Below are 15,126 nucleotides of genomic sequence, written 5' to 3' on the forward strand. Positions count from 1 at the left end.
CTAAGTAAAAGTGAGGAGTTAAAAATCTCACTATAGTTATCAGCGTATCCTCTTTCTTCATAAGTTTTCAACTACCCTTCGACTTCTCTACCTATAAATGTTGTCTAAATGAATAAGGTTCGTGACAGAATGAATCATTTCTCAACAGCTTCCAGGCACTTTCCAACCTTTGAAACTAAATCTGCTCCTAAATGTTCTACCTACCACAATTTTAAAAAGCAATAGTTTTGTAAATACACTCAAAAAAAAATAATAGATGGAAAATCAAGTGAATAAAACAGACGAAGAATGGAAGATCGAACTGGATCCCGAAAGCTATTATGTTCTGCGAGAAAAGGGAACCGAACGTCCTTTTACGGGCAAGTATTATAAAAATAAAGATGCAGGAACCTATGTTTGCAAAGGATGTGGAACGGCACTTTTTACATCAGCTACAAAATATGATTCCGGTTGCGGCTGGCCAAGTTTTTATGATGCCATTGACAATGGAATGATAAAAACAAATACAGATTACAGTCATGGAATGATCCGTAAAGAAATCACCTGTGCAAAATGTGGTGGTCATCTCGGTCATGTATTTGATGATGGACCTCATCCAACAGGCACCAGGTATTGTGTAAATTCTTTGTCGTTGGATTTTAAGAAAGAAGACAAAGAATAAAAAAAGACCGGATTCGAAATGACGAATCCGGCCGTTAGCAATCGCTGAAACAATACAGACGCTTAATGCTTCTCCGCGTCCTTCTTGCAACACATCGGCAAAGCCTGGTAAGAAGCTGCATCAGCTTTCACCTCATCTGCATCATATCCACTTTTTGACACAGCAGCCTTAATAGCTTCCGGTGTGGTTTTTCCCACTGTATATTCCACCATTAACTTTTTGTCGGTCAGATTGAGCTCGGCATTTTTTATGCCTTTCAACTCTTTCACAGCAGATTCAATTTTCTCTTTGCATTCACCGCAAACCGCCGAAGTTTGAATGTAAATAATCTCTGTCTTCTTTTTAGCATCGTCTGCTCTCATCAATGAAGGCAATACAAGCAATAAAAACAAAGGGGCAATAATTTTGAAATTTTTCATTTTGATTTTGATTTTAAGGTTAAAAAAATTGTTAATTAAAGTAATAGGTTTTAAGCGTAAGCTATTTTATCGAGAACCGAAGTCCTCCATATATTGTGCGACCGGTAATCGGCCCCCAAACGATAGATGTATCGAAATAAGGACCGAACGGATCATCAGCAGCAATGATCCTGTCATTTTGAACATAGTTGCCAAGGTTTTCACCGCCAACATAAAATTCCCATGATTTGATGAGGTAAGAAATCTGTCCCAGAAAACGGAAATAAGAAGGTGATTCATCTGGCGCCTGGTACATTTCAGGATTGGACTGTGTATCAGGTAATCGCTGCACACCGACCCATTGACTGGTGGAACTAAATTCCCAATGCTTGTCCGGTGTTTTGTAAGTAATGGTCAGCAATGCCCTTTGCTTAGGCACCAATGGAACAAGCTTCAGTTCATCTCCATACGTTTGCGCTACATCATAAACCTTGAAGGCCAATCTTGTATTAAATCCCCTGAACCATTCATAACTCACATCAGCTTGCAGACTGTTTGAATAAGATGCACCACTGAGATTATAAAAGAAAATTTTGGATGGATCAGCATCCGCATCTACAATCACCTGATTCGTGAAATCAGTTCTGTAAAGATCAAGACTGAATGTTCCTTCATGTGTACCGGGAAAAAATTGTTGTGTAAAGTTAATGCCGTAATTCCAGGCACGTTCGGGTTTCAATACATCCACGATCACCCATTCGCGGGAGCTCGCCATGTAAGTCGCGTTTTCTGCAAAAATATTAGCCACACGGAATCCGTTGCCAATCGAAGCGCGTAAAGTGGATGTTGGTCCAAGTTTGTATTTGGCGTGCAACCTTCCGGTAGCCAGGAAGCCGAATTCATTGTGCCAGTCTGTACGAACTCCTGCAATCACACTTAGCTTCTTCAGGTTGTCATACGTGTATTCAAAAAAAGCACCCGGGACAGATTCTACCCTGTTCATTTCAATCACATCAAATTTTTCATCATACTTATCATACAGGTAACTGAGTCCGGCTTTGTACTTATGTTGTGTGTTACCGATGATGGACAAAAAAATCAAATTGGCATAGAATGATTGCTCGGTTCCATTATATGCTCTCAGTCCATAGTACGCATCCTGATCATGATAAATACCGGAGAGTTGAAGTCCGATGCTCTGAAATTTCTTATCAGGAAAACCATAACTGGTCTTCGTAAACAATTCAACCCTGTTAGTATTCACACCAAGACCGTATGCATTGCTGGTCAGTTTATCTGTTTCCGGATTGAAATCCATTACGCCGCCTATACGGTCATCGTGCAGAAATTTAACACCAAACATTGCTTCAATGCGTTTGCCTGATTCATATTTCCAGCGATCCATGAGTGAAACTGTTTTATTGAGTGGCAGATCAAGAAAACCATCACCATTCTCATCCATTTTTCGCTGCATTGTACTGCCATGGATTAAAAACATATCATGCCATTTATCATTCAGCTTATGAGCGGAATAAATGTTGGCCTCCAACCGTTGTTCTGAATTTCCATAGAGATTCACATACAGGTTTTCACTCTTTTCCGGCTTCTTAAGTTCTATATCTATCTGCCCTGTAATAGATTCGTAGCCGTTGGAAACACTTCCTGCACCTTTGTTGAGGTTGATCGATTCAATCCACGGTCCGGGAATAAAATTCAGTCCATAGGTAATTCCCAAACCGCGAACAGTCGGCAAAACATCAGTGAGGATCTGAGCATATTTTCCTGATAAGCCCAGCATCTGAATTTGCCTGGCACCGGTTACGGCATCAGAAAAAGAAACGTCAACAGTCGGGTTCGATTCAAAGCTTTCAGAAAGATTACAACAGGCATTGTTCTTCAACTCTCCTGACGTAATCACTTCTGTCTTTTGTGTTTTCAGCGATGAAATGTAAGAATCAGGCCGGTCGCCTGCTACTTCTACTCCATTCAAAACAACAGCCCTTTCCAATACCACTTTGATACTGGTGCCTTCCGCCTTTAATGTATCCGTTACATATCCGGTGTACGAAATAAATAGTTGATTCGAAGAAGTATCAGTTTTGGAGAGGTGAAACTTTCCGGTTGCATCTGTTGAAGTTCCGTTTCCGGTTCCGGCAAGAACAACATTAGCATCCGCTAAAGGCATTTCCATACCCATATCGTCTCTTCCGAATACAGCACCTGCAATTTCTTGTGCCTGAAGATGCATCCTGCTAAAAAGCAGAAGGATTAAAAAAATCCAATGAGCATATTTCATTTTGATCTCGTATTTTGATGGATGCAAAAAAATTATTCATGCAACGGCTGTATGCAGCCGGCACCAAATAAATTTCACAAAATCAAATACGGAAGGACTGCGTGAGCAGCAGGAGATCAACAGGTAAATCAGGTGGACCATGATCCTGAAGAAAACTTATTCCACCTACAAGATAACTCCGGATATCAAAGGAGGAAGTTAATATAGCAACAGGTAATTCATTAATTGATTTGACGGGAAGCTGAGAGGGCACCGCAATAAAATCAGTGTTAATTTTAAGCAGCTTGGAATTTTTCTCACAGCATCCTTTATCATTCGTCTTGCAGCACGATTTACTAACCGGCATCGCCATCCTGCACTTGTAGGAACTGGCGATTACTCCTATTGTTGAGAACAGGAACATTACCAGGATGCCGATGGAAATGATTTTCTTCATGAGTGTAATAGGAGGCAAAAATACACCAATTGTTTATATAAATCCTGTTTCGTAATAAATTCATAAAAGCGGAATTAATCTAAAAGAACAGTTACTGCCTAGTTTAAAAACATTGAAGAAATTAAAATGCCCATCAGACCATTCTAATATGAAGTGCCTTATAAAATATAAAAATCTCTGGAAGACATTTAAACTGCCGCTGGTATTTCTCTCATGCTTTTAAACGTATTAATCAATCCATTAGTAGATACATCATGCGAGTTTACTTCTGTAGCGTCGATCAGTTCAGGCAATATTTTATTCGCCAGTTGCTTACCTAATTCCACTCCCCATTGGTCGAAGCTGTAGATATTCCAGATCACTCCCTGTACAAAAATTTTGTGTTCATACAATGCGATGAGTTGCCCAAGCGAATAAGGAGTTATTTCTTTTAACAGGAAGGAATTGGTGGGCCTGTTTCCTTCGAATATTTTGAAAGGTATGAGCGCGTCACGTTGTGCCGTATCCATAGACGATAACTCTGCAGCAACTTCATCCGCTGTTTTTCCATTCATCAATGCTTCGGTTTGAGCAAAGAAGTTTGACAATAGTTTCACATGATGATCTCCAATTGGGTTATGACTGATGGCAGGTGCAATGAAGTCGCACGGTATTAACAATGTTCCCTGGTGAATCAATTGATAGAATGCATGTTGACCATTGGTGCCCGGTTCTCCCCAAATCACGGGACCGGTATGATAAGTAACAGCATCGCCGTTCCTATCAACATGTTTGCCGTTACTTTCCATATTCCCCTGTTGAAAATAGGCAGCAAAACGATGCATGTATTGATCGTAAGGTAAAATAGCTTCGCTTTGCGCACCATGAAAATTGGTATACCAGATACCGAGCAGTGCCATGATAACCGGAATGTTTTCTTCAAATGGAGCAGTGCGGAAATGTTCATCCGTACTGTGTGCGCCTCTCAGTAATTGTTCGAAATTTTCAAAGCCAACGGTAAGAGCAATAGACAATCCGATGGCACTCCATAAACTGTAACGACCTCCTACCCAATCCCAGAATTCAAACATGTTTTCGGGGGCGATTCCAAATTTTACTACTTCCTTTTCATTAGTTGAAAGTGCGGCGAAATGTAAAGCGACATGCGATTTGTCCATTGCCTGATGAAGGAACCAATCACGCGCGGTATGTGCATTGGTCATCGTTTCCTGCGTGGTAAATGTCTTGGAAGCAATCAGAAACAGCGTTTCATCAGGTGTCACTTTTTTCAGTGTTTCAGCAATATGTGTTGCATCTACATTTGAAACAAAGAAAGTATCAATACCTTCCATTTTGTAAAAACGCAATGCTTCCGTCACCATCACAGGTCCAAGATCGCTACCGCCGATACCGATGTTTACGATATAACGGATCTTTTTGCCTGTGTACCCTTTCCATTCACCATCATGAATTTTTTTACAAAAATTTTTCATCTGATTTAAAACCCTTTGCACATCAGGCATCACATCTTTTCCTTCAGTGATAACGGGATGGCCGGAAAAATTCCGCAGCGCTGAATGCAGCACTGCACGACTTTCCGTTGCATTGATCTTTTCGCCATTGAACATGGCAGCGATGGCTTCTTTTAAATTGCATTCCTTAGCAAGTTGCAGTAATAACCTGAGCGTTTCCTCAGTAATCAGGTTCTTCGAATAGTCAAATAAAATATCTTCCAGTTGAATGGAGAACCTTTTGAAGCGATCAGCATCCTCATGGAATAAAGTTTTCAGGTGATGTGTTTTTATTTCATGATAATGCGAGGTCAACGCTTTCCAGGCAAATGTTTCTACGGGATTAACTTTCGGGAACATAGTTTAAATTGAATTTCAAAAGTAAGGATAGTCTATGAGTTTAGTTTTTTAGCACAAATCGCTATGGTAATAGCGCTAATGTGTTGAAAAGCTCTTTATGAATGAACAATATTAAAATTACGGCCCAATTGATGCATGTAAGCCAATGCTTAACTTTGAGCTCTAACCTCTGTCTTATGAAATTCATTTCCAACCTGCTCGTAGTAGCAGCCTCATTGTTTTCTTTTTCCTGTAATGGTTCCGCGAATCATAATGCAGGCATAACAACTGTTGCATCCAAACAATCTGTTTCCGCTGGAGAGATTACCATCACAGATTCAAAAAAAGAATTGAACAGGCGTATCTGGACCTTTTCCACTTCCGATATTTTTTATGTAAAGGGACTTGCTTCCTACGATGTAACACAACCTGAGTATGTAAATAAAGTTCGCAACCTCCACCCTTATGCCGTTGCATTTTCTGAAGGAAAAACCAGTGATTGGGCACGGCAGGTAATTGGTGATACTTTAATTTTCGGTGGAAAAGGAAACGGGTTTAACATTCCTTCATGGGTGCCCTCAGATATATTACAGGGAATGAGTTCACAAAAGTTCTATGTCAATGGCAAATCCTACGATTTTTTTAACGCTTATGTAAAGTTGATTTATGAAATTCCTGCAAGAGGTTATATCCTTGGTAACATCATGACCGGAACGTGTGCAGAAGTGATTTGGATGATAAAGCGCGCCAATCCTGAATATGTGCAGTTAGGGCTCGAACAAATGCGTGGGAATGCATATACCGAATACTGGAAAAAGGATCCTGCGAAATACAAAGACAAATTTAATCGTTGGGCAGATTCTATCCGTGCTGTTTACCCGAAAGTGAAAATTATTGCCGACGTTCCTCCCGCGCATTCCGATATTGCCTCTGATCAACAATGGGTAAAGGAACTTCAGTCAGGTTTAAAGGCAGACGGCATACGTGATTACTGGCATCTCCATTGGACGAGCAGAGGACAGTTTAAAGGAGATATCACCAGGGATCAGCGTACCATGAATGAAATCTTTACTACTGAGATTCCGTCATTGATCGAAAAAAACAAAGCATTGTTTCCCGGTAAAGAATTAATTGTTGATCAATGGAGCGTTTCACTAACAGGTGATGGGGGAAGAAATCCTTACAAACGAACATTTTTTGGAACGGGTTACATTCCGCGCATGGTGCAATTCATGATTGAATACAACCGCGATCACAACAATGTGATTGCTTCCGCGAAATATGAAAACCTGAAACAACTGATAGGCAACAAAGGAATCACCAGTATGGAATATGAAGTTTGCAGGATTGTGGCTCCGCTTTTTTCTGAACCGGCAACGGTTCTCAATATTAAAAACCAAATTGCAGGAATTCAAATGGTGGGTGTAAAGGCCAACGGTCATTATAAGCTGGTCATTTATAACGAAAGTGGAAAGTCTGTTCAACTTCCGGATCAGATTTCCTGCGATGGAAAATTATTGAATGTGCATGTAAAAGAATCTCTTAGCAGTGCTGATCTTAAGGCCACAACGTGGGAAAATTATTCAACAAAACTTGAAGTGAGACCTTTCTCAGTTTTACTTGTGGAACTCAGTAACTGAACTCAAACAGGATTGTAATTTTAATAAGTACCTGCAAAATGCTGCTATGAAATAATTTCAAATTGCAATTCATTTAATCTTTTATAGAGACCACTTTCTGAATTCATGAGTGATTCATGAGTTCCTGTTTCCACCACTTCGCCTTTGTCGAGCACAACAATTTTATCGGCATTTCGAATGGTAGACAAACGATGCGCGATCACAAATGACGTTCTGTTGCGCATCAGGTTGTCCAATGCTTCCTGAACCAGTTGTTCGCTTTCGCTATCCAGCGAACTGGTTGCTTCATCGAGAATTAATATTGCAGGATTCTTGAGAATAGCGCGTGCAATGGCAATTCGTTGCCGTTGACCACCTGACAATTTAATTCCGCGTTCACCTACTATTGTTGCATATCCTTCAGGAAAACGGCTGATGAACTCATCTGCATTCGCCTTTTTCGATGCCTCCATTATTTCTTCATCTGTCGCATCAAATTTTCCGTAAGCAATATTCTCGCGGATGCTTCCGCCAAACAATATCACATCCTGAGGCACAAAGGCCATTTGTTTTCTTAACTGGCTGAGCGGGAAATCCATTGCACTGCGGTTGTCAAATAAAATCTTTCCGCTTTCCGGTTCATAAAACCGTAAAAGCAAAGAGGCAATCGTGCTTTTTCCTGCACCACTCGGACCGACCAATGCTATTTGTTCGCCCGCATTAGTCATCATGGTTACGTTTTTTAAAACAGTTACATCTTTCCGGGAAGGATAACTAAAGGCAACATGTTCAAACTTTACATTCCCTGCAAGCTTGTAAACTGGCTCCACAGGTTGTTGATCAAGGTCAACATCTTCACCTTCCGATCTAAGAATTTCACGCACGCTTTGTGTGGCTCCCAAAGTCTTCTGTAACTGGCTGAACATATCAGCAAATCCTGCAAAAGTTCCTCCTACAAAAACTGAAAAAATAACGAACATCGTCAATAATCCTGTTGTAAGTTCTCCCGTCTGAATCATGTTTGCTCCGACCCACATCACAAATGCAATCGTTCCAAAAACACTGAAAATCATAAATGAAATAAATGCACCCCTGTAACGGGCATTGCGAATAGCTGTTTCCACTACAGAATAAATGCTTTTCGTATACCTTGAAATTTCAAAAAATTCGCTGGTGAATGCTTTTACAATGGAGATACCCTGAAATGTTTCCTGCACAATCGTTCCGCTTTCCGCCAATTGATCCTGCGCTTTTTTTGACATTTTCCGGATACGGATACCAAATATTACAGCCAGCACAGCAATCACAGGAACAACGGACAACATCACCAGTGCAAGCTTGGCGCTGATCCAAAAAATAAATGCAAGACCTATCAACAAAGTGAAAATGCCACGCAAAAATTCAGCAAGCGTAAAAGAAAGTGCGTCCTGAATCTGAGAAAGATCCGAGGAAATCCGGCTGCTTAATTCTCCCACTCTTTTCTCTGTAAAAAAAGTCATCGGCATGCTGAGCAGCTTTTTATAAACATCTCTCCTCATATCTGCCAGTGATTTTTCTCCAACCTCAGTTAAAAGATATACACGCATGAATGAAAATAACATTTGGATGGTGAGCTGAGAAAAAATCAGCAGGATGATTGTGTTCAAACTCCAGGTAACATCTTTGATACTGAATCCGAAATTGCTGGTCATTCCTTGTCCATTTATAGGCAATGCCCCAGCCGTACCGGGCGCTGCCGCATCAATCATTTTCCCTATCAAAAACGGAAATATACTTGTTGAAAAGGCAGACAATGCAATGAATACCAACCCAAGAATAAACTTCCACCTGTAGGGTTTTAAATAACTGAAAAGCAATAATGCCTCACGAAGCGTCTCCCTGTTAATTTTTGCTTTTGGAGTTTCTACTTTAAGCTTGTCTATATTATTGGTTGATGCTGCCAATTAGTAATTGTTAAATGTTAAAAATACATTGTTTACGTTGCCACCAACAGCATACCTTGCCGCTTTCCATGCGATGATGTTATCTTAAATTTGAAAGTGTACCTGCTGTTGTAGTACAAATAATTATGACGAATTTAAGCTACTTCAAATTGCAACTATTTGAAAACAATATTCCTTAAAATAACAAAGCCCTCTCTCAAGGGCTTTGCAATTTTTATTATGCATTTATTAAACACTTACGCATCCATCTTCTCTTCCCGGGGTTGTTTCCTGATGGAGGCCTTCAGCTTCTCAGCATCCGCAGGATCCAGATCAACCATGATGGTATCCCCAGCCTTCATTGTAGCATTCAGTAATTCTTCAGCGAGCGGATCTTCAAGGTATTTCTGAATCGCGCGTTGCAACGGACGGGCACCGTATTTGGCATCATAACCGCGCTCTGCTATGAAATCCTTTGCTGTTGAAGTGATATCCAGTGCATAGCCCAGTGCGTGGATACGCTTGAATACTTCGCGAAGCATAATGTCGATAATCTTGTGTATCTGTTCTTTACCGAGTGAATTAAATATGATCACATCATCAATCCGGTTCAGAAATTCAGGGGAGAAAGTTCGTTTCAAGGCACTTTCAATCACTGATTTCGAATGTGAATCGGCAGCTTCTTCTCTTACGCCTGTACTGAATCCAATGCCTTGCCCGAAATCTTTAAGTTGTCGTGCACCAATATTCGAAGTCATGATGATGAGTGAATTTTTGAAATCCACTTTACGTCCCAGGCCATCTGTCAGTATACCATCGTCCAGCACCTGCAGCAAAATACTATACACATCCGGATGCGCTTTTTCAATCTCATCCAGCAAAATCACACTGTAAGGTTTACGGCGTACTTTCTCGGTAAGTTGTCCTCCTTCTTCATATCCAACATATCCGGGAGGCGCTCCGATAAGCCGCGACACAGAAAATTTTTCCATGTATTCACTCATATCAATCCTAACCAACGAATCTTCGCTGTCGAACAAATAACGCGCTAATACTTTTGCCAATTCCGTTTTACCAACTCCGGTGGGACCGAGGAATACAAATGATCCAATTGGTTTACGTGGATCTTTTAATCCGGCTCGGTTGCGTTGGATAGCCTTAGTGATTTTCTGAATGGCTTCTTCCTGGCCGACTACGCTGCCCTGAAGTTCTTCAGCCATATTCAGCAACTTAGTGCTTTCACTTTGTGCAACACGTTTCACTGGTATTCCTGTCATCATGGCTACCACTTCAGCAATATCTTCTTCAGTAACAGGGTAACGTTTCACTTTTGTTTCCTCTTCCCATGCTGCTTTTGCCTGGTCCAATTCTTCAATGAGACGCTTTTCAGAATCGCGCAATTTTGCAGCTTCTTCATACCGTTGGCTTTTTACAACACGGTTTTTTTCTACCTTGATATCCTCAATTTTCTTTTCAAGCTCAATAATACTTTGGGGCACGTGGATATTTTTTAAGTGCACCTTTGCTCCCACTTCATCCATCACATCAATAGCTTTATCAGGCAATAAGCGATCAGTGATGTAGCGGTTACTCAATTTTACACAGGCATCAATCGCTTCATCAGTATAATTCACATTATGAAAATCTTCATACTTGCTTTTGATGTTGTTAAGAATGATCATTGTTTCCTCAGGAGACGGCGGATCAATCAACACTTTTTGAAAGCGACGATCCAGTGCACCATCTTTTTCAATATACTGGCGGTATTCATCAAGTGTTGAAGCACCTATACATTGAAGTTCTCCACGAGCCAAAGCCGGCTTGAATATATTCGATGCATCCAGTGAGCCGGTTGCTCCTCCAGCACCAACGATAGTATGAATCTCATCAATAAACAGAATAACATCGCGATTTTTTTCAAGCTCATTCATGATCGCTTTCATCCGCTCTTCAAACTGACCACGGTATTTGGTGCCAGCAACAAGTGCAGCCAGGTCTAACATCACAATACGCTTATCAAACAAGACACGTGAAACTTTGCGCTGATGTATTCTGAGTGCAAGTCCTTCCACAATTGCGGTTTTACCTACACCTGGTTCGCCAATCAAAATGGGATTATTCTTTTTACGACGGCTAAGAATCTGAGATACGCGTTCAATTTCAACATCGCGACCCACAATAGGGTCAAGAGATCCTTCTTCAGCCTGGCGGGTGATGTCGCGACCGAAATTATCCAGTACCGGAGTGCGTGATTTTACAGCGGGTGCTTTACGTGATCCTGATCCGGGCCGTGCTTTTTCTTCTTCAAATCCTTCATCCTCATCGGAATGTTCATGGGGCGATTCTGATTTCATTTCCTGTTGCAAAAAGTCCAATTCAGCTTTAAAGGAATCGTAGTCAATTTCAAAACGCGCCAATACCTCTGTAACTACAGTATCCTTATTCTTAAGTATAGAAAGAATCAGGTGTTCGGTACCAATGGTATCAGACTTCTGCACTTTAGCTTCCAGGATGGTAATCTTCAAAACCTTTTCTGCCTGTTTTGTCAGTGGAAGGTTATTCACATTGACATTATGGTGGTGTATGGCCTTGTCGCGAATCGAATCTTCTATTGCTTTGCGAAGCAGAATGATGTCTATATCCATTGACTTAAGCACTTTAATTGCAAGACCTTCTCCATCACGGATGAGTCCAAGCAACAGGTGTTCGGTACCAATGAAATCGTGGCCTAATCTCAGGGCTTCTTCCCTGCTATACGAGATTACTTCTTTTACTTTCGGTGAAAACTTTGCTTCCATGTGCCGTGTTTAATCAAAGGGTGAACCAACAAAATCAAAATGTCTAAATGTCAGTTTGAGCGTTAAACTTAACAAGAGTTAAAGTTATTTACAAATTTCTACCCTATTTGGTTTTTGTTTTCAACAGGGTAGCCAAAAATTGTCTGTTGCTATTTTTTGATTTGTTTAAATTAAAAGCATACAGTTGCAATTCTATCAAGTGCTCATTCCCAACTTATTCATATCAACTCAACTGATCTTAGTTTAACATCAAGTAAGTAACCAGATAACGTATGCTCTTAATTTCAATGACGAATGCCACACGAATTACCTGTTACGAATGTTTACATTTGTTTTTACTTAATTTGCACGCAAAACAATTAAGCAGCTTATGAAGTTCAGTATTGATAAAGAGGAAAAATTCAGTGTTTTTACATTAGAAAATGAGAAGCTAAATTCCCAAATTGCTCCACTTCTGAAATCAGAAATGATCCTGTTAAATGCCGAAGGTATTCGCAACATTGTATTTGATATGGGATTAATCAAGTTCGTGGATTCATCAGGACTTAGTTCTATTCTTATTACCAACCGGTTATGCAAGAATGCCAATGGCACTTTTGTTTTGACCGGAGTAAATGATACCGTTATGCGGTTAATTAATATCTCTCAATTGGATAGTATCCTGCAGATTGTTCCCACCTTACAGGAAGCAAAAGATCTTATAATGATGGAAGAAATTGAACGTGATATTAATGATGAAAGTGAAGTATGACGTTTGAAGTTACTATCCTGGGCAGTAATTCTGCGCTGCCTGCTCATGGCAGGCATCCCACTTCGCAGGTGCTGAATCACAATGAAAAATTATTTCTGATCGACTGCGGGGAAGGAACACAGATCCAATTAACCAATTACCGGATCAAACGCTCAAAGATCAATCAGATTTTTATCAGCCATTTGCACGGAGATCATTATTACGGACTCATTGGCTTGCTTACGTCTTATCACTTATTAAAGCGGGTTGAACCCTTACATCTTTTTTGTCCGAAAGGTCTTAAAGAAATTCTTGATTTAAATTTCAAGTATTCCGACACGCATCTTACGTATGAACTAGTGGTTCATGAAATTGACTGCTCATCATCCAAACTGGTTTTCGAAAATGAACACCTGTCTGTTACTACTATCCCGATGAAACACCGCATTCCATGCTGTGGTTTTTTATTCAGGGAAAAGGCACGCGACCGACGCATTCTTCCAGAAAAACTGGAGCAATTTGAAATTCCCCTTTCAAATATTGTTGACTTAAAAGCAGGCAAAGATGTGACGGTTGGAGGACGTACAATTGCTAACCACGAACTTACCGGCGAACCACCTGCACCACGCTGCTATGCATTTTGTTCAGACACCTTATATTCAGAACATTTCCTAACGCAGGTGAAGGGAGTCGACCTTTTATATCATGAGGCAACCTTTATGGAAGAATCTGCTGAAAGGGCTTCACTCACTTTTCATTCAACCACTTTGCAGGCCGCCAAAATTGCGTTAAAGGCAGAAGTAAAAAAACTGCTGATAGGTCATTTCTCAGCAAAATATGAGGATCTTCAATTAGTGCTTCAGGAGGCCGCATCCATTTTTCCGGATACGCAACTCGCTATTGAGGGCCTTACCATTCAGATCAGCAATTAGATTTTACACATTGCATTCACTTCATGATTATTTGAAAATGGCCCATCCTTCCCTGCAGGCAACCGGGAATAAGAAGTGAATTATCGATGTACAAAACTTCGAGGCTGTGTAGTGTGCACAATGATTCAGGAACTAATACCATGGGTCCGCAACCTGCAAGATCCAATTCATTAAGGATGGTTAAATTTCCTATTGAAGCAGGTAAATCTTCAAGCGCGTTTTTACCAACATATAAAAACCGGAGGTTTATCACATTTCCAATTTCAACGGGCAGTGAACCAAGCCGGTTTTCATTCAGATAGAGAAATTCAAGATTGGTAAGCCTGCCGATGGAAGGTGGAAGTGATTGAAGAAAATTATGGGTGAGTTTTAGTTCTCGCAGATTATTGAGTGCTCCAATTTCTACGGGAAGAAATTCGAGCTGATTGTATTCAAGAGATAACCGTGTTAGTTTTTTCAGTTCCCCTATTTCAGGCGGAAGCTTTTGAAGCCTGCTGCTGGTTACAGCCAGATATTCCAACTCCTTTAATTGTCCGATTTCCGGGGGCAGAGAATCAATATGTACCCGAAGCAAAATGAGTTGCTTTAAATTTTTTAACCGGCCAATTTCAGCCGGAAGAGAACCAAGATTTTTGTTTGAAATCTTTAAACGCTGAACAGCAGCCGGATTATCGAGCGCTTTATCAAGGCTGGTATATGTTTTAAAGGTAGAGCAACTGCAGCATTGGCAAAAGAAAATGCCAAGCAGTAAGTATGCGTTAAAATACCTGGTTACCTGTGAATGCATCTGCCAAATTTGAAACTTTTATTGCAATCAATATCATGAAAACGAAAACAGTATATTATATGCTTACCAGATATTGAGTGCAGCGAAAAAAAGGATGTTTAGCATCAGCAATGGAATGGCGATTTGATTTTCTTCAACTGGTTTCATCCGGTTAAAAAAAAGCTGCATGAAAAAGGAAATGTAAAACCATGCCGCGAAATTCTGAACAGGAACTACTCCTGCTTCCCAATTCCAGCAATCATATTTTATTGCAACTGGTTCAATCAGATAATCGAGAGCTGTCATTAAAGCCGCCGCCGTGAGTTCTATCCAAGGTCTGCCAATCCCAATTTTCTTAACTGCAACATGCGTGATATAAACCAACACCAACCAATTCAATCCAACCATCAATGGTGTATTATTGATTTTCCAACCAAGCGAATTGCCAAATGCGAACTTTCCAAAAATGATTCCTGTACGGACACCTATCCATTCAATTAGAAATCCAGCCAGCACAATAGTAAGAAGTGAAAAAACGGCTTTGTTATTCCAGTACCGGTGAAAAGTGAGCAAAGTTCCAATGGAAACCAGGATACTAATAGGGATCAATTGCTCAAACAAATGTGTGGTCACCGGAATTGTCAATCCTGCGAAACTCGCTATGAATACTATAGCAAGAAGTATGATGCCGGCGATTAACTTTTTATTTTTCTTCCCTTCCATCTGGTTATTCAAAAAA

General features: G+C 40.4%; 12 protein-coding genes. 4 read left to right on the forward strand and 8 right to left on the reverse strand.

Going from position 1 to position 15,126, the window contains the following annotated elements; translation table 11 throughout:
• Positions 1-256: 256 nt before the first annotated feature.
• Positions 257-661 (forward strand): peptide-methionine (R)-S-oxide reductase MsrB, encoded by a 405-nt coding sequence (msrB, locus tag IPO83_17505; protein ID MBK9733051.1) that lies wholly within the window; start codon positions 257-259, stop codon positions 659-661.
• A 62-nt stretch (positions 662-723) separates the two neighbouring features.
• Here the strand turns inward: msrB and IPO83_17510 are convergent, their stop codons facing one another.
• The 4 genes from IPO83_17510 to pgi all read right to left on the reverse strand — a co-directional run bounded on the left by IPO83_17510 (position 724) and on the right by pgi (position 5,641).
• Positions 724-1,080 (reverse strand): heavy-metal-associated domain-containing protein, encoded by a 357-nt coding sequence (locus tag IPO83_17510; protein MBK9733052.1) that lies wholly within the window; start codon positions 1,078-1,080, stop codon positions 724-726.
• Between the two features lie 61 nt (positions 1,081-1,141).
• The gene (locus tag IPO83_17515) at positions 1,142-3,355 is read right to left on the reverse strand and encodes a TonB-dependent receptor (GenBank protein ID MBK9733053.1); all 2,214 of its coding nucleotides are present in this window, start codon (positions 3,353-3,355) and stop codon (positions 1,142-1,144) included.
• 82 nt (positions 3,356-3,437) lie between these two features.
• Positions 3,438-3,791, reverse strand: coding sequence for a hypothetical protein (locus tag IPO83_17520; protein MBK9733054.1), 354 nt, complete (start codon positions 3,789-3,791; stop codon positions 3,438-3,440).
• 188 nt (positions 3,792-3,979) lie between these two features.
• On the reverse strand, positions 3,980-5,641 hold the full coding sequence (gene pgi / locus IPO83_17525) for a glucose-6-phosphate isomerase (protein MBK9733055.1): 1,662 nt from the start codon (positions 5,639-5,641) through the stop codon (positions 3,980-3,982).
• Positions 5,642-5,817: 176 nt separating this feature from the next.
• Between pgi and IPO83_17530 the strand changes: the two genes are divergently transcribed.
• On the forward strand, positions 5,818-7,260 hold the full coding sequence (locus IPO83_17530; protein ID MBK9733056.1) for a hypothetical protein: 1,443 nt from the start codon (positions 5,818-5,820) through the stop codon (positions 7,258-7,260).
• Between the two features lie 44 nt (positions 7,261-7,304).
• Here IPO83_17530 and IPO83_17535 read toward each other — a convergent pair whose 3' ends face one another.
• Both IPO83_17535 and IPO83_17540 read right to left on the reverse strand, forming a co-directional pair.
• On the reverse strand, positions 7,305-9,182 hold the full coding sequence (locus tag IPO83_17535) for an ATP-binding cassette domain-containing protein (GenBank protein ID MBK9733057.1): 1,878 nt from the start codon (positions 9,180-9,182) through the stop codon (positions 7,305-7,307).
• Between the two features lie 236 nt (positions 9,183-9,418).
• The gene (locus IPO83_17540) at positions 9,419-11,959 is read right to left on the reverse strand and encodes an ATP-dependent Clp protease ATP-binding subunit (protein MBK9733058.1); all 2,541 of its coding nucleotides are present in this window, start codon (positions 11,957-11,959) and stop codon (positions 9,419-9,421) included.
• A gap of 370 nt (positions 11,960-12,329) precedes the next feature.
• Between IPO83_17540 and IPO83_17545 the strand changes: the two genes are divergently transcribed.
• Positions 12,330-12,710, forward strand: coding sequence for an STAS domain-containing protein (locus tag IPO83_17545; GenBank protein MBK9733059.1), 381 nt, complete (start codon positions 12,330-12,332; stop codon positions 12,708-12,710).
• A complete protein-coding gene (locus tag IPO83_17550; protein MBK9733060.1) occupies positions 12,707-13,621 on the forward strand; it encodes a ribonuclease Z in 915 nt (304 codons plus the stop codon). The genes IPO83_17545 and IPO83_17550 overlap by 4 nt, the downstream gene beginning before the upstream one ends.
• A gap of 16 nt (positions 13,622-13,637) precedes the next feature.
• Here IPO83_17550 and IPO83_17555 read toward each other — a convergent pair whose 3' ends face one another.
• Both IPO83_17555 and IPO83_17560 read right to left on the reverse strand, forming a co-directional pair.
• Positions 13,638-14,408 carry a leucine-rich repeat domain-containing protein gene (locus tag IPO83_17555; protein ID MBK9733061.1) on the reverse strand — a complete coding sequence of 257 codons (771 nt, stop codon included), beginning with the start codon at positions 14,406-14,408 and terminating at the stop codon, positions 13,638-13,640.
• A gap of 63 nt (positions 14,409-14,471) precedes the next feature.
• Entirely contained in the window at positions 14,472-15,110 is a 639-nt protein-coding gene (locus IPO83_17560) for a carotenoid biosynthesis protein (GenBank protein MBK9733062.1), read from the reverse strand.
• Positions 15,111-15,126: the final 16 nt, after the last annotated feature.

This window comes from Chitinophagaceae bacterium (genome assembly GCA_016717285.1).
In the GTDB taxonomy this organism is placed as follows: domain Bacteria; phylum Bacteroidota; class Bacteroidia; order Chitinophagales; family UBA10324; genus JACCZZ01.